We start from the raw sequence: 22,272 nt of genomic DNA, 5'->3' as shown, positions 1-22,272 counted from the left end.
ACTCGATCGATGATCAACAATGACCATATCGCTGAGCGCGAGAATGGGTTTCGGCTCAATGCGTAATCACTATGTGTTGCCTGATTTTTCACAGTCGGCCGAATTGGACCGTCTTGTCCAAAACACCTTTCTGCGCCAACTCGTCCTCCACGGTCTCGTCACGGTCTTGCTGCTGGCAGCCGTTATCGCGATGAGTTGGTAGCCCTCACCCGGTCCGGGCGGCGGGCGTGGCCGTGATTTTTGTCAACCAGAATGAGGAGGTTGGGAGACAATGCCATTGGATCCGCCGGCGTCATCGCCGGCGAAAGCGATGCAGGGGCTCATACTGGGCGCGTGGGTAGCGCAGACCATTACTACAGTTGCCGACTTGGGAGTGGCCGATGCGCTTGGCGACGGGCCACTGCACATCGATGAACTCGCCGACAAAGTCGGAGCCGATTCCGATGCGTTGCGCAGGGTGTTGCGAGCATTGATCAGCAAGGGCATCTTCGCTCAGGGCGACGATGGCCGCTATGAGCTGACCGAGCGGGCAGACCTGCTGCGCTCGGACGCCCCGGTATCTATGGCGGCCCTGGCGCGGCTCGTGGGCGCACCGCAGGAGCGCGAACATTGGAGCCTGCTCACCCAGACTGTTAGAGCCGGCACTTCGCCGGTCCAGGCGTTGCGCGGTAAGCGCTTCTTCGACTACTTGCGCGACGAACCCGAATTCAGTGCGATTTTCAACGACGCGATGACGGGCTTGTCGGCGTACGTAGATGGACCGCTCGTGGAGGCGTATGACTTCACGCCATTCGCTACCATCGTCGACGTCGCAGGCGGTCATGGCCGCTTGCTCGCGGCCATCCTGGCCTCGGCCCCGAACACGCGTGGTGTGCTGTTCGACCTTCCCGATGTGGTGGCCCAAGCAGCGCCGCTGCTACGAAAGTTAGGCGTGGCGCAACGGGTTCGCCTGGTTGCGGGCTCCTTCTTCTGCGATGTTCCGCCGGGAGCTGATGCCTATGTGCTCAAGCACATTGTGCACGACTGGTCCGATGACGCGGCGCTGCAAATCCTGCGGAATGTGAGGAGGGCTGCGTCGACCGGCGCGGCCTTACTGCTCGTCGAGACGGTAATCCCCGAAGACACCCGCGAATTCATCGGCAAGATCGCTGACATCGAGATGTTGCTGTTCAACGATGGGCGTGAACGCACCGCCAAGGAGTATCAGCGACTCCTCGCTGAAGCCGGCTTCGAGATGACTCAAATCTTCGATACCGAAACGGATTTCAGCGTGATCGAGGCTCGCGCCAGATGACTCTCGACGGGACCCTACCGCCGGACACGCACGGGCTGACGTATGTGCTGATTCCAGGCGGCTGGCACGGCGCCTGGTCCTGGCGGCCGGTTGCCAACCGGCTTCGCGCGGCGAGCCATCGGGCGATCACCCTGACGCTGCCGGGTCTGGGCGACGGCGATGACCCGTCGGGTTACCAGCTCGGGGACGCGGTCGACTACATCGTCAACGAGGTGCGCCGGCTCGAGCTGGACAATGTGGTCCTCGTCGCGCACAGCTGGGGCGGCTACCCCGCGACCGGCGCCGCTCACCTTCTGCGCGGCCGGGTCAGCAAGATCGTCTACTACAACGCTTTTGTGCCGGTTCGGGTCAGGTCGCTCGTCGACGAAACCCCGCCAGACACACGCGAGTTGATGCTGCAATTGATCGACGGATCACCGTTCGGCGCCATTGCACCGAGCTTGGAGTACGTCGAGCAGCTGTTGCTGCAAGGCGTCGCCCCAGCGTTGCAGCGATTGGTGGCGGATCTGATGACCCCGCAACCCGGCGGCTACTTCCTTGGCGCTCTCGACATCGATGCGGCGAGTCTCGGTGTTTCCACCGCCTACGTCACCGGCGACAGCGATCAGGCGATGCCGCACCCGGGGCCCGAATTTGCCGCCCGGCTCGGTGTAAAACCGGTCGTCGTTCCGGGGACACACGACGGAATGCTGACCCACCCCGACGAAGTGGCCAATGCGATCCTCGCGACCTGACCGGGCAGTAGTGGTTATTGGTGCCGGCCCGGCCGGCATTTCTGCCGCGCTGAGCTTGAAGGACAACAGAATCCGGCCATTGCTCATCGACCGGGCCGATGCAGTGGCCGCGTCGTGGCGCGGCCGGTATGACCGGCTCAGGCTCAACACCGGTCGGCAGTTCTCCCACTTGCCGGGCCGGCCATACCCGAAGGGGACTCCGCTCTATCCGACTCGTGACCAGGTCGTCGCGCACCTTGACCGACACGCGGGCGAGGACGGCATCGACCTCCGGCTCAACACCACGGTCGAGCGGATCGACCGCTGTACGGTGGGATGGCGGTTGACAACGTCTGACGGCGACCTCGACGCTCGACACGTCGTGGTCGCCACGGGTTACCTGCACACTCCCTTGATCCCGGATTGGGCCGGCACTTTCAGCGGTGAGCTATTGCATTCATCGAGTTATCGAGGCCCGGCGCGGTACGCGGGCAAGCGTGTGCTGGTGGTCGGGTCGGGATCCTCGGGAATGGAGATCGCCCACGACCTGACCGTAGGCGCGGCGGCCAAAGTCTGGCTCTCGGTAGGAACTCCACCAAACCTCTTGCCGCGTAAGGGGCCTGTCGGGCTGCCCAACGACGTGCTCTCGATTCCGTTGTTCCATCTGCCCCCGCGGGTAGCCGACCGGATCTCTAACGCAGCGCGCCACCGCGCATTCGGCGACCTCCAAGAATTCGGTCTGCCTGTTCCGGCGGAAGGCCCGTTTGCCAGAGCCCACCGGCTGCACGCCGCACCGACAGTGGTCGACCGCGAGGTCATCGACGCGGTGCGCGACGGATCCATCGAAGTGGTCGGGGCGGTCAGCGCGCTCGAGGGTGCCAAGGCGGCGCTGGCCGACGGTGCACGAATTCAACCCGACGTGATGATCTGCGCGACCGGATACGGGCCCGGCCTGGGCCCGTTGGTCGGGCACTTGAGGGTACTCGCACCCGACGGCGGACCGGTCCTGCTGGCGCCGACGCCTGCGGCCGATGGCCTGTACTTCCATGGTCTGCTGAGCCGCCCAGCGTTGATCGGCTACGTAGCGAAACAATCGCGAACCCTGGCCAGGCGCATCTCGCAAGACTGCCATTCGATCGCTCAGGCGTAGGCCGTTCGGAACCTGTCCCGATAGGCCTTCGGGCTGATGCCCAGGTGGTTGACGAACACGCGTCGCAGGGTTTCGCTGCTGCCGAAGCCGGCCATGCCCGCGGACTCGCTGACGGACCGGCCGGATTCCAGTGCCCCACGGGCGAAATCGATGCGAACCAATTCGACATAGCGGGCCGGGGTCATCCCGAGCTCGGATTGGAAGAGCCGGGTCAGCTGACGGGTGCTCAGTGACGCCCGCGCGGCAAGGGACTGCACGCTGTGGTTCGCGGCCGGGTCGGCCGCGACCGCGTCGATGACCGCACGCAGCGGCGACTGCGGCGGGGGATCGGCCTCGACCAACACCGAGAATTGTGATTGGCCCCCTGCGCGTTTGAGGTAGACGACCAGCCACCGGGCAACGTTGCGGACCAGTTCGGTGCCGTAATCCATTTCGACCAGCGCCAGCGCCAGGTCGATGCCCGACGAGATCCCGGCCGAGGTGAAGACGTTGCCGTCGCGGACGAAGATCGCGTCGGGATCGACGGTGACATCGGGGAAGGCACGCGCGAACCGCCGGGCATCGTGCCAGTGCGTGGTGGCGCGCCTTCCGCTGAGCAGGCCCGCCTGCGCGAGGACGAACGACCCGGTGCAGATGGAGGCCAGCCGCCGGGTCCGGGCCGACACCGATCGGATGGCCTCGACCAGGGCGGGGTCGATGGCGTGCGCGGGCAGGTTGTCGCTGCCGGCGACCAGGACGGTGTCGGCGGATTCGATCGCCGCAATGCTGTCGGTCACGCCAAGTCGGGACCCGAGCGAACTGGTCACGTCGCACCCGTCCAGCGACGCGATCTTGACCTGGTAGTCGGCGCCGAACCGGTTGGCCTCGACGAAGACCTCACCCGCGCCCGCGACGTCCAACAGCGTCACCCCGTCGAACACGACGATCACCACCACCCGCGTACGCGCTTTGGCTTCGGTCACGCCAGCCATTGTGTCGCAATTTGTGGGAAATATGGCGGCTGGGCGGCTAGCGGGCCGACCGACGGTGGCGAACGCGTCGCATTCTGTGGTGAAGACGGCTCAAACGATTCGGGTGGCTTGAACGGCGCGGTCGAATACTGAGGACAGTCCACCCGACACAGGAGGTTGATCATGGTCACTCAACACGTCGAGAGTATCGCCGACATCGTCATACCGGACACCCCGCTGGTTCGCGAGATCACCGAGTTCATCCGCGAGGCCGAGGGTGACCTGCTCTTCGACCATTCGCGGCGCGTGTTCTTCTTCGGTGCGCTGCAGGGGCGGCGCCGGGGCCTGGAGCCCGACCTGGAATTGCTGTACGCCGGGGCGATGTTCCACGACCTGGGCCTCACCGAGCGGTATCGCACGTCCACCCTGCGCTTCGAGGTGGACAGCGCCAACGCGGCGCGGGCTTTCCTGTTGGAGCACGGCGTCGGCGAGGCCGACGCCGCCAAAGTGTGGCTCGGCATCGCGTTGCACACCACGCCCGGCATACCCGAATTCATGGAACCCGAAATCGCTTTGGTCACAGCCGGTGTCGAGACCGACGTGCTGGGCATCGGACGCGACGACCTTTCCGCGGAAGCCCTCGCCGCGGTCACCGCGGCGCATCCCCGGCCTGACTTCAAGCGGCGAATCTTGGCTGCCTTCAACGAAGGCATGAAACACCGCCCGCACAGCACCTTTGGCACCGTCAACGCCGATGTGCTGCAACACTTCGATCCCACTTTCCGCCGTGACGACTTCGTCGAGATCATCCTGGACAACACCTGGCCCGAGTAGGCGCTCCGTCCGCGCGGCCGGTGATGTCGCGAACTGTGGGATAGCGGTCTGAAATCGCACCGGTGCCCCGACGGTCACCGCAGCAGACTGAGCGGTGACCGCCGGGGGATGCGGCGGTTCTCATCAGGTGCGATCACAGGAGTCAGCTTGAAGACGAACGCGTCCGAAATCGGGGACACCGCAATAGTTCTCGGGGGAAGCATCACCGGCTTACTGGCGGCACGGGTACTGGCCGACTTTTATCGCGACGTTGTCGTGATCGAACGAGACGTTCTCCCGGACGGACCGCGGACCCGCCGCGGGGTCCCGCAAGGCGGCCTGCCGCACATCCCACCGGCACGGCTGACACGAAGTTTGGAACAGCTTTTTCCCGGTTTCCTCGACGAATTGGTGGTCGGCGGTGCCCGAGTCTGGGACGACGGCGACCTGTCGCGCCTCTGCATCAATTTCGGTGGACACGAGTTGCTGCGCTCGGGCAACGTCCCCGACCCGGAGTCGATCGTTATCCACTACGCGCACCGCGCTTTTCTCGAGTGGAACCTACGTCGACGCGTGCATGCCCTTCCCAATGTCGAGTTGCTGCAGGGCTGTGACGCGGTCCGGTTGACGTCCACCCAGCAGCGCGCCCGCGTGACGGGTGTCGTGGTGGCGCGACGTGACTCGGGCGCCGAAAGCGTCCTGACCGCAGACCTTGTCGTTGACGCGACGGGCCGCGGCTCGCGGACACCGATCTTTCTCGAAGAACTCGGGTATCGCCGTCCACGCGAGGACGAATTGAAGGTGCACGTCACCTACGCCGGTCTGCCGGTTTATCTGGAGCCGGGCACCTTGCGGGAGAACGTCACGCTCACCGCCGCCCAGCCCAGCCGCCCGGTCGCATTCGCGATGTTCGCCGGGGAGAACAACGCGTACATGCTCGCGGTGCAAACGCTGTCCGGGCAACCGGCGCCCACCGATCGCGCCGCCCTGTTCGATTGTCTGACCGGTGTAGCGCCCCCACATGTGCTGGCCGCCGCGCGGGCCGCGGAACCGCTCGCGGACGTCACGCATTACAAGTTTCCCTCGAATCGATGGCGACGCTACGACAAGCTGACGCGCAAGCCCGACGGCCTGATCGTGATGGGCGACGCGCTGTGCAATTTCAATCCGCTTTACGGCCAAGGCATGTCGATCGCCGCCATCGAGGCGTTGATTCTGCGTGATTGTCTTCGGGACGGCGGCGACAAACTGCCACGGCGGTTCTTCGGCCGCGCTGCCAAGGAGATCGCCGTGGCCTGGCACACCGCCGTGAGTTCGGACTTGGCACTGCCGCAAATAGCGGGGAAGCGAACCGTGTCGGTGCGGCTCAGGAACGCTCTGGTGGAGCACATGGTCCGCGCCGCGCAAACCGATCCGGAAATGGTCCAGCGATTCCTGCATCTGATGAACATGGTCGGCCGGCGCGCGGAGCTGATTCATCCATCCACGATGCTGCGCATGGTCCCGAATGCGCGGAACGTCCCGATAGCGGCTCGGGCCTCAGCGTAAGCGCGGCCTCGATCGACAGAAAGCAGGACATGACGCGAAGCGACTGCCACACTTCGGATTTGGCCACCGGTGACCTGGCCGCCGCCCGGCCCGGCCACCCCGGCTGATTAGCGGACATGTCGACATACGTCCTGATCCCCGGCGCCTGGCATGGGGCGTGGTCTTGGCGTCCGGTCGCCCAGCGGCTGCGCGCGGCGGGCCACCGGGCTATCACCTTGACGCTGCCCGGTATGGGCGACGGCGAGGATCCCTCGGGATACCAACTTCACGATGCGGTCGATTACATCGCCCGGCAGGTGCGGCGGCGGGAATCCGGCGCGGTGGTGTTGGTTGCCCACAGCTGGGGCGGTTTCCCCGCGACCGGCGCCGCGCAAGTGCTCGCCGGTCGAGTCGAGAAACTGGTGTACTACAACGCGCACGTGCCGCTGCCCGGCAGGTCGCTGATCGACGAGAACCCGCCCGACAAGCGCCTGTCCGCGCTGCGGTGGATCGAGGAATCGCCAGTCGGAGGCGTTCCGGCAACCGCGGACTATCTCGGACGGGAACTGATGCAGGGCGTCTGTGCTGACCTACAGCGGCTGGTGGCGGACCTGCTCACCGTTCAGCCCGGCGGTTACTTCCTCGGTGCCCTCGACATCCACCCGATCGACCTTGGCATCCCGTTGGTCTACATCGCCGGCGAAGACGACCTGGCGATGCCGCGGCCGGCGGCCGAATCGGCCGCGCGGATCGGGGTCCGGCCGGTCGTCGTTGCGGGCACGCACAATGGGCTGCTCACCCACCCCGACGAGGTGGCCCAGGCGATCCTCACCGCCTGACGGCCAATGTCGGATTCTGTGGGAAGAACGGCCGCAAACCGACTCCTCCCTGACCGCGCGGCGGCGCACACTTCAGGCAAGCAGTGAAGGAGACGCGGTCATGGCCATTCCATCGACAACAGCCGTTGCGGACATCGTGGTCCCCGACACCGCGCTGGTGCGCGAGGCAACCGAGTTCATCCGCGCCGCCGAGGACGACGTCCTCTTCCACCATTCCCGGCGGGCGTACTTCTTCGGCGCGCTTCACGGGCGCCGCCTCGGGCTGCACCCAGACCTGGAACTGCTCTACGTGGCGGCGATGTTCCACGACCTGGGTCTCACCTCGCGCTACGGCGCCTCGACCGAGCGCTTCGAAATCGACGGTGCCGACGCGGCGCGCGAATTCTTGGTGGAACGTGGCGTCGAGGAAGCGCAGGCGCAGAAGGTGTGGTTGGGCATCGCCCTGCACACGACGCCCGGCGTGCCGGCCCGCCTGGACCCGGAAATCAGTTTGCTCATCGCCGGTGTCGCGACCGACGTCGTCGGTGCCGGCCGCGAGGCCCTGCCTTCTGACGCTGTCGAGGCGGTCACCGCGGCCCACCCGCGTCCCGACTTCAAGAACCGCATCCTGGTCGCCTTCAACGAAGGCATGAAGCACCGCCCGGAGACCACCTACGGCACCATGAACGCCGACGTCCTGGCGCATTTCGATCCGAACTTCACGCCCGCCAACATGGTCGACGCGATCCACAACAGTCCTTGGCCCGAATAGTGGAAGGAGCAGAACAATGGACATCTACGAAGGCCTGTACACCACCCGGATGATGCGCCGGCTGCGCCCGGATCCGATTCCGTTGGAGACCCAGGCGCGCATCCTCGATGCGGCCGTGCGCGCCCCGAACGGGGGCAACACCCAGCGTTGGCACTTCGTGGCCGTGGACGATCGGGAACTCATCGGCAAGTTCGCCGAACTGTTCCGCAAGGCCCGCGCCATCGAATACGAGAAGTTCAGCACGGGAACGGGACCGATGGTCGCCACGGCGCCGGGAGCGGATCCCGCCGCGCACGCCGAAACGATGCGCCGAATGAAGGGCTCGGGCAACTACCTGGCCGACCATTTCGAAGAGGTCCCCCTGTTGCTGTTCGTCTACTCCATCGATGACCTAGGCGGCGCCAACATCTACCCGGCCATCTGGAGTGCGTTGCTCGCCGCCCGCGCCGAGGGAGTCGGCGGTGTCATGACGATGGTGCTCCGCAATTTCGAGGACGAGGTGAACGAGCTACTGGGAGTTCCGGCCGAGCAGGGCTGGAAGATGTCGGCGATGCTCACCCTGGGCTACCCGTTGGGCAGGTGGGGCGTCGCGGCCAATCGCCATCCGGTGCACCAGGTTTCGTCCCGCAACGGCTGGGACAAGCCGTTCGGCATCGAAGTGCCGCAGCCACTGTGGCCGCCGCACGACGAGATGACGGCCGGCCTGGCCGCGGCGGGCTGAACACGTCTTGCGGCGGCCGATTAGGCCATCTCTGGCATAGGTCACCTCAACGTAATACGATCCGAGGCATCCCTACGCGCTGGAATGGACAAGGCGGTGCGGATATCGGCAGGGTGCCCTCGTGGGCGCGACGATTGAGCTGATCGGCCGACAGGCCGAGTGCACGGCTCTCGACGAGCTCATCGACGCTGTCTGCGCCGACGAAAGCCGCACGCTCGTCATTCATGGCGAGGCAGGGGTCGGAAAGTCCGCGTTGCTGAGTTACTTGGCGGAGCGGGCATCAAATTGCCTCGTGATCCGTGTGGCCGGCGTCCAGTCCGAGATGGAACTTGCGTTCGCCGCGCTCCATCAATTGTGTAGTCCCATGATGGCCTACCTGGAGCGGCTTTCAAGGCCTCAACGTGAGGCGCTACAGACCGCGTTTGGGATGGTTAACGGGCCGCCGCCAGACCGCTTTTTGATCGGGCTGGCCGTCTTGAGCTTGCTGTCTGAGGTCGCCGACGAGCGCCCCGTCGTCTGCCTGATCGACGACGAACAGTGGCTCGACCGTGCCTCCGCTCAGGTGCTTGCGTTCGTAGCGCGGCGCCTTTTCGCGGAACCCGTCGGCCTGGTCTTCGCCGCGCGCGTGCCGGGACGCGATCTGGCCGCGTTGCCGCACCTGGCTATCAGCGGATTGCCGGACGCTGAAGCGCGTGTGCTGTTGGACATGGTGTTGACCGGACCATTGGACACACAAGTGCGCGATCAGATCGTCGCCGAAACACGCGGCAACCCACTGGCATTGGTGGAACTGCCGCGCGGACTCAGTGCCCACGATCTGGCAGGCGGATTCGGTTTACCAAGCGCCACAAGGCTTTCCGGAGTCGTAGAGGAGAGCTTCAGTCGGCGCATCGGTGCCATGCCCGACCCGACCCGAAACCTGTTGGTCCTGGCGGCCGCGGAGCCGACCGGCAATTCAGCGCTGATATGGGCGGCCGGCACGCAGCTGGGGATCCACCCCGACTCGGCAGCGCCCGCGGTCGATGGGGGCCTCTTGGAGATCGAGGCCCGGGTGTTGTTCCGGCACCCGCTCGCGCGCTCCGCCGCCTACCGCTTCGGAACATCGCTGCAACGAAAGCGGGCCCACCGGGCCCTTGCCAGTGTTATGGATCCCGAGGCGGATCCGGACCGGCGCGCCTGGCACCTGGCTCAGGCTGCAGCCGCGCCGGATCAGGATGTCGCCGCTGAGCTGATACGTTCGGCGGGTCGCGCTCGTGCGCGCGGCGGGGTAGCGGCCGCCGCGGCTTTCCTTGAGCGCGCCACGGCGTTGACCGTCGATCCCGCGCATCGCGCTCAACGGGCGCTGGATGCCGCTGCGGCAAAGGTAGAAGCCGGTGCATTCGATGCCGCACTAGACCTGATAGCTCAAGCCGAGGCCGGGCCCTTGAACGACTTCGAACGCGCCCGGGTCGACTTGGTGCGCGCTCAGTTGGCCTTCGTCACAAACCGCGGCAGTGACGCGCCCCCGCTATTGCTCACGGCCGCCAAACGGCTGGAGAAAGTCGATGTATTACTCTCGCGCACAACATATTTGGATGCTATGTCGGCCGCCATGTTCTCGGGCCGACTAGGGAAAGGTTGCGGCGTAGCCGACGTGGCAAGCGCCGCCGCGACATCACCGCGCCCGTCAACATCGCAACTGTCCGACCTCCTCCTGGACGGCCTCGCAGCACATTTCACCGACGGATATGCGGCGGCGGCCCCACTCCTGCGCCGCGCGGTCAGAGCGGCCATAACTTCGTGCGTCGACGAGCTCCGATGTCTATGGCTGGCCGGTATCGCCGCGTTGCACTTGTGGGACGAGACAAGCTGGGAGGTGCTGTCGGCCCGCCACGTCGAGATTGCCCGTTCCACCGGCGCCTTGACTGAGCTGCCCCCCGCGTTGAGCTCGCGTGCCGTGATGTTGCTGGCTGCAGGAGAATTGTCCGCCGCGGAATCTCTGATTCATGAGGCCGAGATGGTCACAGAGGCGACGGGCGACAGCGCCGCGCCCCATGGTGCGTTGGGTCTCGCTGCATTTCGCGGTAAGCAAGCCGAAGCTTCGTCACTGATCGAACACACCACTACAGACATAGTGCGGCGCGGGGAAGGTGTTGGGCTGACGATTGCCGAGTGGGCGACGGCTGTTCTGGGCAACGGCAATGGTGACTACAGGACCGCCCAAGCGGCGGCTCGCCGCGCTGCCGAGCAGCATGCTGACATCGGCGTATCTACCTGGGCCGCCGTCGAGCTGATCGAGGCCGCAGCGCGTGGGGGTATGACAGAGATCGCAGCCGTCACACTTGATCGGCTCACCGAGATGACCCGCGCCAGCGGCACCCATTGGGCACTCGGCGTCGAAGCGCGTTCGCGAGCGTTGCTGACTGACGGTGCGCTGGCCGAGCCGCTGTATCGCGAGGCGGTCGAGCGGCTTGGCCTTACGCGCATGCGTGCCGAACTTGCCCGTGCGCACCTGCTGTACGGCGAATGGCTTCGCCGGCAACGTCGCCGCACCGACGCCCGGGCACAGCTGCGAATCGCGCACGACATGCTGGAGAGGATGGGAATCGAGGCGTTCGCAGAACGGGCCAGGCGTGAGCTGCAAGCCACTGGCGCGACGGCCCGGAAGCGCACCGCCGATGTGAGCGGAGAACAACTGACCGCGCAGGAGATTGAGGTCGCGCGGCTGGCACGCGAAGGCCTGTCGAACCCCGAGATCGGCGCGAGATTATTCATCAGCCCACGCACCGCCCAGTACCACCTGCGCAAGGTCTTCGCCAAGCTCGACATCAGCTCGCGTAGCCAACTCGACCGAGTCCTTGACTAGCGGGCGCTTGCGCATCCGCAAATCGAGGGCTGCGCCACGTGCGGTGGATTGGCGGCTCGGATAGCGTCAGCTCCGTGTCACATAGCGAAGGCACCGGGTTAAGGCTGATTGGTCGCCACGCCGAACGCGGTGTGCTCGATCGATTGTTGGCCGCGTTGCGAGCCAGTGACAGTCGAGCCCTAGTACTGCATGGCGAGCCGGGCATCGGTAAGACCGCGCTAATGGAATACCTGGCCGTCAACGCATCAGGCTGCAAGGTCTTGCGCGCGGCGGGGATTCAGTCGGAGATGGAACTACCGTTCGCAGGATTGCACCAACTGTCCGCCCCCTTGCTCGGCCGGGTGCTTCGCCTTCCGGGCCCACAGCGAGAGGCTCTGCGGACTGCCTTAGGCATGAGCTCGGGGTCGGCGCCAGACCCGTTTCTGATCGGCCTCTCCGTCTTGAGTTTGCTGTCGGACGTCGCTGAGGAGCAGCCGCTGTTGTGTCTGGTCGACGATCAGCAGTGGCTGGATCACGCCTCGGCGCAGATCCTCGCGTTCGTCGCCAGACGCCTCGGGGCGGAAGCGGTCGGCATCGTCTTCGCGACCCGGGCGCCTGGAGTTGAACTCGCCGGCCTGCCGGAGCTGGTCGTCAGCGGCCTGCCGAAAGCGGATGCGCGTGCGCTGCTGGATGCGGCCCTGCCCGGGTCACTGGATGAACGGGTTCGCGAACAGATAGTCGCCGAGACGAGCGGCAACCCCCTCGCCTTGATGGAGCTGCCACGCCGCATGACCACGGCAGAACTGGCTGGCGGTTTCGGGCTGCCCGCGGCGGCGCCAGTCGCTGGCGCCGTCGAGGAGAGCTTTCGACGTCGCCACGCCGCATTGCCCGCCGACGCCCGAATGCTGCTATTGATCGCGGCCGCCGACCCCACCGGTGACCCAGCGCTGGTCTGGAGTGCCGCGGAGCGGCTTGGCATCTCGGCCGCGTCTGCGGCTGTTGCCGGGGCTGATGCGGCGGAGTCGGGCCTGGCTGAGATCGGAACCCGGGTGCGCTTTCGGCACCCTCTGGCGCGTTCCGCAACCTATTGGTCGGCGTCGCCGACCGAGCGCCAGGCGGTCCACGGCGCACTGGCGGCGGTCACCGACCCGACGCTTGATCCCGACCGCCGCGTCTGGCACTTGGCCGAGGCCGCTTCGCGGCCGGACGAGGACATTGCCGAGCTGCTGGAGCATTCTGCCGACCAGGCGCGTGCACGAGGTGGGCTGGCCGCGGCAGCAGCGTTCCTCGAACGCGCGGCCCGCTTGACGCTCGACCCGATAAAACGGTCTGGACGGGCGATCGCCGCGGCGTACACGAAGGTGCAGGCGGGCGCATTCGATGCGGTGGCGGATTTGTTGTCGATGGCGAATGCCGGACCGCTCGACGAGCTGCAGCGTGCACGCGTCGACCTGCTACGCGCCCAGCTCGCTTTTGCCACGAGCCGGGGCGGCGACGCCCCGCTCCTGTTGCTGACGGCTGCCAAGCGGATCGAGCCGATCGACGCCGGACTCGCGAGGGAAACGTATCTCGACGCCATCAACGCCGCGGCGTTCGCCGGCCGCCTAGCCAGCCCTGGCGGCGGCGTTCGTGAAGTGGCTCGAGCCGCGGCCGTGGCCCCAACACCCCCGCGCAGCCCGCGCGCCCCCGACATTCTCCTGGACGGCTGGGCGGCGAACTTCGTCGAGGGATACGCGGCGGCGGTTCCGGACCTACGAGAAGCGCTGAGGACGTTCGGCGTCGGCATGTCGTCCGACGAGGAGCTGCGCTGGATGTGGCACGTCAATCTCGCTGCTCTGCACTTGTGGGACGACGAGCACTGGGATCCGTTATCGGTCCGCTATCTCCAGCTCGCGCGTGAGTGCGGCGCGCTCAACGAGCTGCCGCTCGCCCTGAGTACGCGGGCGATGATGCTGTTGTTCGCGGGCGATCTCACCGCTGCGGGCGTGATAATCGACGAGCAATCTACGGTTACCGAGGCGACGGGGAGCAACCTCGCGCCGTACGCCGCCATGCGCCTTGCGGCGTTGCGCGGCAGGGAAGTCGAGACGTCCGCCCTGATCGAGATCACCATGAACCAGGTGACCGAACGAGGTGAAGGCATCGGGGTGGCGTGCGCCGAGTGGGCAAGGGCGGTGCTACGCAATGGTGTTGGCGATTATCCGGGGGCGGTGGCCGCTGCGCAGCTAGCTCTTGACGAGCAGGAGTACCCCGATGTCCGATACCCGGGCATAGCGAATTGGGCCGCTGCGGAGCTCGTTGAGGCGGCCGCACGCAGCGGGATGACCGAGATCGCTTCGGCCGCTGTGCACTGGGTCGCAGAGATGACGACCGCCAGTGGTACCGAGTGGGCGCTGGGAGTTGAAATGCGCTCGCGTGCGCTGATTTCGGAGGGGGAGAACGCCGAGCGCCTCTACCGAGCGGCGATCACGCACTTCGGCCGCAGCCGCGTGCGCGCCGAGCTGGCCCGCGCACACCTGATCTACGGGGAATGGTTACTCCGGGAGCGCCGACGCATCGATGGGCGCGCGCAGCTACGCACGGCTCACCACATGCTGGAGACGATGGGTATGGCTGCGTTCGCGGAGCGAGCGCGGCGCGAACTGGTGGCCGCCGGTGCAGATGCCAGCATGCGCACGGCTGATACGAGCATCGTTGAGCTGACCGCTCAAGAATCCCAAATAGCCCGCCTGGCACGCGATGGGCTCTCCAATCCGGAGATCGGCGCTCGCTTGTTCATCAGCGCCAAAACCGTCCAGTACCACCTGCGCAAGGTCTTTGCCAAGCTGGACATCAGCTCTCGGAGCCAGTTAGATCGCGCCCTTAACTAGCCATCGGCGGATGCGATTGAGTGCTCGCTCGCGGCATTCTCTCAAGATGGCTCCCGACGTGATCGTGGTCACCGGCGCATCGAGCGCAGTCGGCCAGTTGGCTGCTGAGGCGCTGGCGCTGGCGGGCCACACGGTCTATGCGTCCATGCGTGAGACCGCCGGCCGCCACCGTGCACAAGTGGAAACGGCCGCCCATTTCGCGAGGGACAACGGCGTCGAGCTGCGGACCGTGGAGATGGACGTGCAATCGCAGCAGTCGGTGGATGCCGCGATTGAACGGGTCGTCGAAGCGAATGGGCGTATCGACGTCCTGATACACAACGCGTGCCGCATGGCTTTTGGACCGGCCGAGGCGTTTGTGCCACAGCAGTTGGCCGACTTGTACGACGTCAATGTGGTGAGCACGCAGCGGATCAATCGCGCCGTACTGCCACATATGCGACGACAGAGGCGAGGTCTTCTGATCTGGGTATCCAGCAGTAGCGCGGCGGAGGTTGTCCCGCCGTATCTTGCCCCATATTTCGCCGCCAAGGCCGCGATGGACTCACTGGCGGTGTCCTACGCATCGGAGTTAACCCGTTGGGGCATCGAAACTTCCATCGTCGTTCCCGGTGCATTCCCCGGTGGTACCGATCACTTCGCCAATGCTAGTTCTCCCGGTGATCGTACGGTGGCCGCCCAGTACGAGAATGGACCCTGCGCGGATATTGGAGCCCGAGTGCGGAAAGCGATCGACACGATAGTGCCCGCGGGCGCCGACGTGTCTGCAGTTGCAGACGCTCTGGTCAACGTTGTGCAAACACCGTTCGGCAAGCGTCCGTTTCGGTTCCACATCGATCCCGCCCAGGACGGCGTCGGAGTCGGATTCGCGGTGCTCGACAGGCTCAGGGCCGAGATGTTGCATCGTGTCGGCATGCACGATCTGTTGAAACCAGTCCGATCGGCGGTGTAGGGGACAAATATCTGAGGATAGCTCTCCCGGCCAAGCGATTTCGGGGTTGGATACGGCAGTGGAGGATCGATTAGTCTTGGCATAACCTGTTCCGACAAGCAACGCGATAGGGCATGGTGCCGACGTGGAAGCGGCCGCGCGAGTCGTGGTGATCGTCGTATTCGACGGTGTGAAGCTACTAGACGTGGCCGGTCCTGCCGAGGTCTTCACCGAAAGCAATCGGTTCGGTGCAGATTATTCACTAGAATTCGCATCGGTTGACGGACGTGATGTGACCGCATCGATAGGAACGAAATTCGCTGTCACGCACGATATTTCATCAATCGAATCTGTCGATACCGTGTTGGTGGCCGGTGGTGAAAATCTGGTCGGACAGCCGATCGATCCCGCGCTCGTCGGTGCTTTGGTAATCTTATCGGCACGAACTCGGCGTTTGGCATCGGTCTGCACGGGCGCCTTTATCCTGGCGCAAGCGGGGCTGCTCAGCGGTCGTCGCGCCACCACCCATTGGCGGCAGGCCCAACGCCTAGCCCGTGCCTTCCCAGATATCGCCGTCGAACCCGATGCGATCTTCGTCCGCGACGGCGACGTGTATACGTCCGCCGGTGTCTCCGCGGGCGTCGACCTTGCACTGGCGTTGGTTGAGCTCGATTATGGACCAGAGCTGGTCCGCAAAGTTGCACGGTCGTTGGTGGTATACCTCAAACGAGCTGGTGGGCAATCGCAATTCTCCGTCTTGATAGAAGCCAATCCGCCGCCAGACTCCCCACTGCGGGTGGTCATCGACGCCATTGCCGCCAATCCTGGCGACGATCACAGTGTGAAGAAGCTGGCCTTAAGGGCGTCTCTTAGCACACGCCAACTGACGCGACTTTTTCATTCTGAGCTGCGGATGACTCCGGCCCACTACGTCGAATTGGTTCGAATCGACTTCGCCCGTGCGTTACTCGAAGCAGGGCGACCAGTCGCTGAAAGCGCGCGGATGGCGGGTTTCGGCAGCACGGAAACGCTGAGAAGGGCGTTTCTCAACCACATCGGCATCACGCCGACTACCTATCGGGACAGATTCCGCACGACATCTCGCGGATGAGAACACGGACTGCGCAGCGGTTTGCAACTGTCGGTCGTTAACCGGCGTACCGGGCGCGATGCGCCACCGCTCGATGTCACTTTCTGTGCGGTGGACGGCAGTAATTGCCCTCCCGGATAGCCCCCACAACCCAACAAACTGGCTAGTGACCCTGGCGGATTGAGCTTGGACGTCGTCAAGAGCCGAAGACGAAGTAATTCACGGGCTGCAACGCGGCAGCGCCATCGAGACGAACCCGGCGTAGTGCCAATGATTTCGTAGCGTGAGCTGGAGAACCTATATGCCATTGCAGCCCAACAAATCAATACAGTCCGAAGTCGAAGCGAGCGACCATGACGTGAAGCGTCTGGCAGAATCCACGCTGTTCGCCGAATACGACTTCATTGTCTGTGGTGCAGGATCCTCAGGTTCGGTGGTTGCGCGAAGACTATCCGACAATCCCGATGTCTCAGTGCTGCTGCTTGAGGCCGGCACCCACGATGCGACCCCATCCGTCATGACGCCGGAATTATGGGCGACAAACCTTGGCGGCGAACGCGACTGGGCATTTCAGAGCGAGCCTAACCCGCATATCAACAACCGCGTATTCCTGATGTCGATGGGCAAGGTTCTTGGCGGCGGATCGAGTATCAACGTGATGGCATGGGCGCGCGGCCATCGGTCCGATTGGGATTTTTACGCCGCTGAGGCGGACGACCCTGGCTGGAGCTACAAAGCGGTCGTAGACATTTATCGACGGATCGAAGACTGGGGCGGCGCCCCAGATCCCAGATATCGAGGCAGCGGAGGGCCGGTTGGGGTTCAACCGGCCTCAAGCTCAAATCGGCTCGCCGCAACAACGCTCGAGGTGGCCCGGTCCATGGGCCTGCCTACCTTCGAGACTCCCAATGGCAAGATGATGGAGGGCGACGGTGGCGCAGCGATCGTTGACTTGACTGTTGTCAACGGCCGGCGTCAGTCGATGTTTCGCTCATATGTCTATCCCATCTTGGATAGGCCAAATCTGACAATCCTCACGCACGCCGTGGTTACCCGCCTTTCGGCTGAAGGCAACCGAGTCACCGGTGTTGAGATATCTCGCGACGGCCGGCTGCAGCATGTCGCTGCCCGCGGGGAAGTTGTGCTATCACTTGGTGCGATCAACAGTCCAAAGGTGTTGATGCAGTCAGGTATTGGTGATGCGTCCGAGTTGCGTGCATTCGGGATCGAGGTCCGCCAGCATCTCCCCGGCGTCGGCAAGAACCTCCAGGACCATCCATGTCTACCGCTCAACTTTGAGTTCCCGCACCCATTCACGGCGTCAAACCAGGGCGAAACACAGCTGTTTTGGACGAGTAATCCTCGTTTGGACGCTCCGGATCTGTTCTGCTGTCAGGCAGCGGCGCCATTTGCAAGCCCTGAGATCGCGGCTCAGTTTGGCGAGCTGCCGACGTCGTGCTGGACTTTGGCCGGTTCGCTCACCCACCCGCGTAGTCGCGGCACCGTCCGCTTGGGCGGCTCGGCACCCGATGACCCACCCCGCTTGAACGTCAACTCGTTGTCGGATCCCGACGACCTTGAGCTCGCCGTTTCCTGCGTGGAGTTTCTGCGGGACTTGGGCAGCTCGGCGGCGCTTCGACCATTCGTCAAACGCGAGTTGATGCCAGGCAACCTCCAAGGCGATGAGCTAAGGGCATTCGTCCGAAATGCGGTGGTCCCATTCTGGCATTCGTCAGGGACGGCCAAATTGGGCGATGACTCGTTGTCGGTCGTTGGCAGCGACCTTCGTGTGCACGGCATTGAAAACTTGCGAGTTGCCGACGCCTCCATCATGCCGCGCATTACCTCTGGCAACACGATGGCCCCCTGCGTCGTAATCGGCGAGCGCGCCGCGGAATACATCAAAGATCGGCATTCCCTATAACAAGCTCGGACTCGCGGGTCGTTAGCGACGAATCTGTGTGCCGCGCTTATGGCACGAGGTGACGCACCGCGGCGGCCCAGGGTCGATGCCGACTTCGGCGATCGCATTCTTCCGCCGGCCGGAGCTTAGCCCATTGGTGTGCTACGGAAGATCGACTTGACCGACTGGTAGGCGGCCAGACCCTCAGGCCCAAACTCTTTTCCGATCCCGCTTGCTTTGATGCCGCCGAATGGCGCACCGAGATCCGGCTGGTAGTGGTTGATGCCGATGGTGCCCGTCTCTACGGCGCGGGCGATCTGGCACGCCCGCGCTTCGTCGGATGACCACACGGTGCCACCGAGGCCAAATTCTGAGTCGTTGGCGATGTCAATGGCTTCGCCGTCGGAGTCGTAGGGGATGACCGATACGACAGGCCCGAAGATTTCGTCCTGTGCAATGCGCGATGAGTTGTCTACGTCGGCGAATACTGTGGGCGCTACATACCAACCGCGCTGACAGTCAGCGGGTACGCCGCCGCCGGCGACGAGTCGAGCACCCCCGGCTTTTCCGCTTTCGATATAGCCCAGCACCCGTTCGCGCTGTCGCGAGCTCACCAGGGGCCCAATTTCCACGGACTGATCGATCGGATCGCCGACCACTAGCGAGTTCGCCAGTTCCGCTAGGGCATCGACGATCTCGCTGTAACGAGAGCGTGGCGCCAGGACCCGCGTGTTGGCATAACAGGCCTGGCCGTTGTTGCAGAAGGACACCGATCGCAAACCCTGCATCGTGAGGTCGATGTCGGCGTCGTCAAGAATGATCGCGGCGGACTTTCCGCCCAACTCCAAGGTGACCGGACGGATGAGCCCTCCGCAGGTTTGGGCGATGAGGCGACCCGCGGCCGTTGAGCCGGTAAACGCGACTTTGTCGACGCCGGGATGACCAACCAGGTAAGCACCGGCGTCACGGCCGCCAGGGACGACATTGAGCACGCCGGGCGGTAACCGCGATTCGGCGGCTGCTTCCCCGAATACCCCGGCGTCCAAGGCTGTCTCCGGCGACGGCTTCAACACCACGGTGCATCCCGCCGCCAACGCCGGGGCGAGCTTCGCCGCCGCGAGGATTTGGGGCACGTTCCACGGGACGATGGCGCCGACCACACCGACCGCCGTTCGGCGCACGATGGTGTGTCCGACCACGCTCGGCCTGGTTTCCTCTATGTCGCATGTGCCAATTAGGCCGGCATAGTAACGAAAGGCGGCAACCGGCAAGAAGCCGTTCATCAGGCGGGAGAGGGCCAGGGGTGCTCCCATTTCGCGAGTGCATAGTTCGCTGGTGTATTCGGCGCGCTTCTCGAGCGCATCGGCGAATCGACCAAGGATTTGGGCCCGCTCGTCCGCGGGGGTGTTTATCCACGCATCCAGTGCGCGGCGGGACGCGGCCACCGCGTCGTCGATGTCGCCCCGTGTTGCATCGGCCCCATTGCCCAGGACCGTCTCGGTCGCTGCTTCCACGACCGGCGCAGTGCTGTCAGCAACGCGGAACTCGCCGTCAATGAATAGCTGTCCCTCGGGCACAACCTTATCGCGCAGCACCATGCGTCCTTCCGTTGATGAATAGTGTTGTGAACCAAACACATAGGCCCACCGATGTGATGCACGTCGGAGCGACGGCTAAGCCCACTGTCGTGTCTACCGTCGGTCAAGTCTGCGGGGCGTGTCCGTGCTGCGCATTCCGTGCACAAAACGTGCGTGGCTAGTGTGACGTAGCACACGCGCCGCCTACTGCGTCGCTTTTTGTGGGACCGATGTCCGATTGAGGACTGCTTGCCGCGCCGTCGTTAAACAGACACTGGTCCTTATGATTTCGCCACGAAGCCAGCGGGTTGCGTATGGCTGCCCACCGTCGGCCCGGCTCGCAACTACGCCCGGTGCCGGACTCGGAGCACGCCGGTGAAGCCGGTGGCATTCGTGACTGCCGAAATGATCGCAGAGGGATGGGGACTGAAACCCGAACGGCATATCAGGGGTTCCAGTGGAGGCGTGTCGGCAGCGGTTTGGCGCTTCGAAAGCCAATCGCCACTCGAACTTTTCGGTCCCCCGGCCGAGACGACGCACCTCATCTCGATTGCACTGAACGGGAAGCATCACCACACCTACTTTGGGGACGGACGCCTCAAATGGAGTCGTGTGCATCCGGCTTTCCATATGAACATGGTGGTTGCCGGCGAACAACCCAGGGGAATAGTGAAGGCAGAGCGGCCATTCAGCTGTCTGCACGTGTATGTGCCGCATGCTTTTGTGGAACGTGCCGCCGTGGAAATCGGCGCGATGAAGTCGGCTGGATCGGTCACTCTTATCGACCCGATGTGCTCAAGGGATCCTTTCGTGGAGGGAATCTCGCGGCAGATGATTCGCGAGATGGCCTGCCCCGACGGATGCTCCCGCATGATGATCGATTCCCTTGGCCAACAACTCGTTGTCCGCCTGATACGGCAACATTCAAGCCTATCGGGCACCAGAGCGCTGAGTGCACGCAGCGGACCGGGCTATCGAGACTGGCGGCTAGGGCGCGCGATCGGATTCCTCGAAGCCCATCTGTCAGACGATGTCGGTCTTGACGACGTGGCTCAAGAGGTGGGCCTATCACCGGCGCGTCTTACAACACTTTTCCGCGAAGGCACGGGCGACCCGCCGCATCGATGGTTGATGAACCGCCGCGTTGCACGAGCATGCGAGCTGCTGGGCAACCCCTCGTTCAGCATCACCGAAATCGCGCACAAATGCGGATTCGCCAGTTCCCAGCATCTCTCCGCTGTGATGCGTCGGCGGCTGGTCATGACGCCGACAGCGTACCGTCAGCAGGTCCTCGGTGAGTGACTAAATCCCCTGCGCTACGGCGAGTTACGGCCGGTGGTGATTCCGTGAGAGGTGAGGCGTTCGATCGAGGGGAGAATATGATGCGTAGTGACAACGACACTTGGGACCTGGCCACCAGCGTGGGCATTACAGCCACCATCGTCGCGGCGGCCAGAGCAGCTGCCAGCAAGCGGACGAATCCAATCATCGAGGACCCGTTCGCCGAACAGCTGGTACGCGCGACCGGCGCCGAGCCATTCGTACGACTGGCGAGCGGAGGCCTCGACTTCTCCGCTCTCGGAACTGGTTGGATTGTAGATCTTTTCGCTGTCCGCGCCCGGTTCTTTGACAGATTCTTTCCCGATGCATTGGCGGCAGGCATCCGCCAGGCGGTGATTCTCGGTTCCGGACTGGACTCGCGCGCCTACCGGTTGGAATGGCCGGCGGGCAGTGTGGCTTACGAAATTGACCGATCCGCGGTTATCGCATTCAAGAATTCAACGCTATCCGGTCTCGGTGCCACGCCGGCCACAGAACTGCACTGTGTGGGAGCCGACTTAAGGCGTGACTGGCCGACGGCTTTGCAGGAAGCGGGCTTTGATCATTCAGCGCCTACAGCATGGATGCTTGAGGGACTAATGATCGGGTATCTGCCGGGTGACGCGCAGAAGCGCATACTGGACCAGATCACGGCACTGAGCGCCCGCCGCAGCCGACTGATCACCGACCACGTGCCCCCGAGCTCGGAATCCCTCGGATCGTTGCTCCAGACTCTCGCAGCGACCTGGCGGCAGCATGGGTACGACGTTGACCTCACTGGCCTGACCTATTCAGACGGCGGCGACGACGTCGAAGAGCTCCTGCAAAATCGCGGATGGACCACCAGCGCCTACAGCCTGACCGATCTGGTCGGCGCCGCCCGGGTACCGATTGGCGACCTGGATCCAAGTCCGAACGGACATGGAGTGATCAGATACCTCATAGCCACTCGAAATGATCGTGATGACTAGTCAACGGCGAATGCGATCACGTGCCGGT

Annotated in this window: 18 protein-coding genes; 16 read left to right on the top strand and 2 right to left on the bottom strand. The window is 64.3% G+C overall.

The window, feature by feature from the left end; all coding sequences use genetic code 11:
- The first annotated feature begins 19 nt into the window (after positions 1–19).
- From A9W96_RS23445 to A9W96_RS23430, 4 genes are all read left to right on the top strand, one after another.
- Positions 20–202, top strand: a complete 183-nt coding sequence (locus tag A9W96_RS23445; protein WP_066871127.1) for a hypothetical protein — start codon at positions 20–22, stop codon at positions 200–202.
- A 69-nt stretch (positions 203–271) separates the two neighbouring features.
- The gene (locus A9W96_RS23440) at positions 272–1,294 is read left to right on the top strand and encodes an acetylserotonin O-methyltransferase (protein WP_231999828.1); all 1,023 of its coding nucleotides are present in this window, start codon (positions 272–274) and stop codon (positions 1,292–1,294) included.
- Positions 1,291–2,028, top strand: coding sequence for an alpha/beta fold hydrolase (locus A9W96_RS23435; RefSeq protein WP_231999826.1), 738 nt, complete (start codon positions 1,291–1,293; stop codon positions 2,026–2,028). Before A9W96_RS23440 ends, A9W96_RS23435 begins: the two co-directional genes overlap by 4 nt.
- The gene (locus tag A9W96_RS23430; protein WP_067143458.1) at positions 2,009–3,157 is read left to right on the top strand and encodes an NAD(P)/FAD-dependent oxidoreductase; all 1,149 of its coding nucleotides are present in this window, start codon (positions 2,009–2,011) and stop codon (positions 3,155–3,157) included. The genes A9W96_RS23435 and A9W96_RS23430 overlap by 20 nt, the downstream gene beginning before the upstream one ends.
- Here the strand turns inward: A9W96_RS23430 and A9W96_RS23425 are convergent.
- Positions 3,148–4,128, bottom strand: a complete 981-nt coding sequence (locus A9W96_RS23425; protein ID WP_197497896.1) for a GlxA family transcriptional regulator — start codon at positions 4,126–4,128, stop codon at positions 3,148–3,150. The genes A9W96_RS23430 and A9W96_RS23425 overlap by 10 nt on opposite strands.
- Positions 4,129–4,290: 162 nt before the next feature.
- Here A9W96_RS23425 and A9W96_RS23420 point away from each other — a divergent pair, with 162 nt between their 5' ends.
- The 10 genes from A9W96_RS23420 to A9W96_RS23375 all read left to right on the top strand — a co-directional run bounded on the left by A9W96_RS23420 (position 4,291) and on the right by A9W96_RS23375 (position 18,397).
- Positions 4,291–4,941 (top strand): HD domain-containing protein, encoded by a 651-nt coding sequence (locus A9W96_RS23420; RefSeq protein WP_066871118.1) that lies wholly within the window; start codon positions 4,291–4,293, stop codon positions 4,939–4,941.
- Between the two features lie 147 nt (positions 4,942–5,088).
- Positions 5,089–6,468 (top strand): NAD(P)/FAD-dependent oxidoreductase, encoded by a 1,380-nt coding sequence (locus A9W96_RS23415; RefSeq protein WP_082972562.1) that lies wholly within the window; start codon positions 5,089–5,091, stop codon positions 6,466–6,468.
- Positions 6,469–6,584: 116 nt separating this feature from the next.
- Positions 6,585–7,286: an alpha/beta fold hydrolase gene (locus A9W96_RS23410; RefSeq protein ID WP_067020339.1), complete on the top strand. Its 702-nt coding sequence runs from the start codon at positions 6,585–6,587 to the stop codon at positions 7,284–7,286.
- A 100-nt stretch (positions 7,287–7,386) separates the two neighbouring features.
- Positions 7,387–8,037, top strand: a complete 651-nt coding sequence (locus A9W96_RS23405) for an HD domain-containing protein (protein ID WP_066871110.1) — start codon at positions 7,387–7,389, stop codon at positions 8,035–8,037.
- A gap of 16 nt (positions 8,038–8,053) precedes the next feature.
- Entirely contained in the window at positions 8,054–8,758 is a 705-nt protein-coding gene (locus tag A9W96_RS23400) for a nitroreductase family protein (protein WP_067020333.1), read from the top strand.
- A gap of 121 nt (positions 8,759–8,879) precedes the next feature.
- The gene (locus A9W96_RS23395) at positions 8,880–11,603 is read left to right on the top strand and encodes a helix-turn-helix transcriptional regulator (RefSeq protein ID WP_197499613.1); all 2,724 of its coding nucleotides are present in this window, start codon (positions 8,880–8,882) and stop codon (positions 11,601–11,603) included.
- Positions 11,604–11,677: 74 nt separating this feature from the next.
- Positions 11,678–14,452: a LuxR family transcriptional regulator gene (locus A9W96_RS23390; RefSeq protein ID WP_231999824.1), complete on the top strand. Its 2,775-nt coding sequence runs from the start codon at positions 11,678–11,680 to the stop codon at positions 14,450–14,452.
- A 46-nt stretch (positions 14,453–14,498) separates the two neighbouring features.
- Entirely contained in the window at positions 14,499–15,404 is a 906-nt protein-coding gene (locus A9W96_RS23385; RefSeq protein WP_067143450.1) for an SDR family NAD(P)-dependent oxidoreductase, read from the top strand.
- A 124-nt stretch (positions 15,405–15,528) separates the two neighbouring features.
- The gene (locus A9W96_RS30745) at positions 15,529–16,494 is read left to right on the top strand and encodes a GlxA family transcriptional regulator (protein WP_082972561.1); all 966 of its coding nucleotides are present in this window, start codon (positions 15,529–15,531) and stop codon (positions 16,492–16,494) included.
- A gap of 280 nt (positions 16,495–16,774) precedes the next feature.
- On the top strand, positions 16,775–18,397 hold the full coding sequence (locus A9W96_RS23375; protein WP_082972560.1) for a GMC family oxidoreductase N-terminal domain-containing protein: 1,623 nt from the start codon (positions 16,775–16,777) through the stop codon (positions 18,395–18,397).
- A 125-nt stretch (positions 18,398–18,522) separates the two neighbouring features.
- On the opposite strand, the gene A9W96_RS23370 is transcribed toward A9W96_RS23375, so the two are convergent.
- Positions 18,523–19,974, bottom strand: a complete 1,452-nt coding sequence (locus tag A9W96_RS23370; RefSeq protein ID WP_067143444.1) for an aldehyde dehydrogenase — start codon at positions 19,972–19,974, stop codon at positions 18,523–18,525.
- Between the two features lie 354 nt (positions 19,975–20,328).
- Here A9W96_RS23370 and A9W96_RS23365 point away from each other — a divergent pair, with 354 nt between their 5' ends.
- On the top strand, positions 20,329–21,255 hold the full coding sequence (locus A9W96_RS23365; protein WP_156765382.1) for a helix-turn-helix domain-containing protein: 927 nt from the start codon (positions 20,329–20,331) through the stop codon (positions 21,253–21,255).
- A 77-nt stretch (positions 21,256–21,332) separates the two neighbouring features.
- Positions 21,333–22,244: an SAM-dependent methyltransferase gene (locus tag A9W96_RS23360; RefSeq protein ID WP_067143441.1), complete on the top strand. Its 912-nt coding sequence runs from the start codon at positions 21,333–21,335 to the stop codon at positions 22,242–22,244.
- The last annotated feature ends 28 nt before the right edge of the window (positions 22,245–22,272 follow it).

It is taken from the genome of Mycobacterium sp. 1245852.3 (assembly GCF_001669335.1).
GTDB lineage: Bacteria > Actinomycetota > Actinomycetes > Mycobacteriales > Mycobacteriaceae > Mycobacterium > Mycobacterium europaeum_A.
Note: the sequence above shows the minus strand (reverse complement) of the source record. Positions and strands in the feature narration are given on the sequence as shown.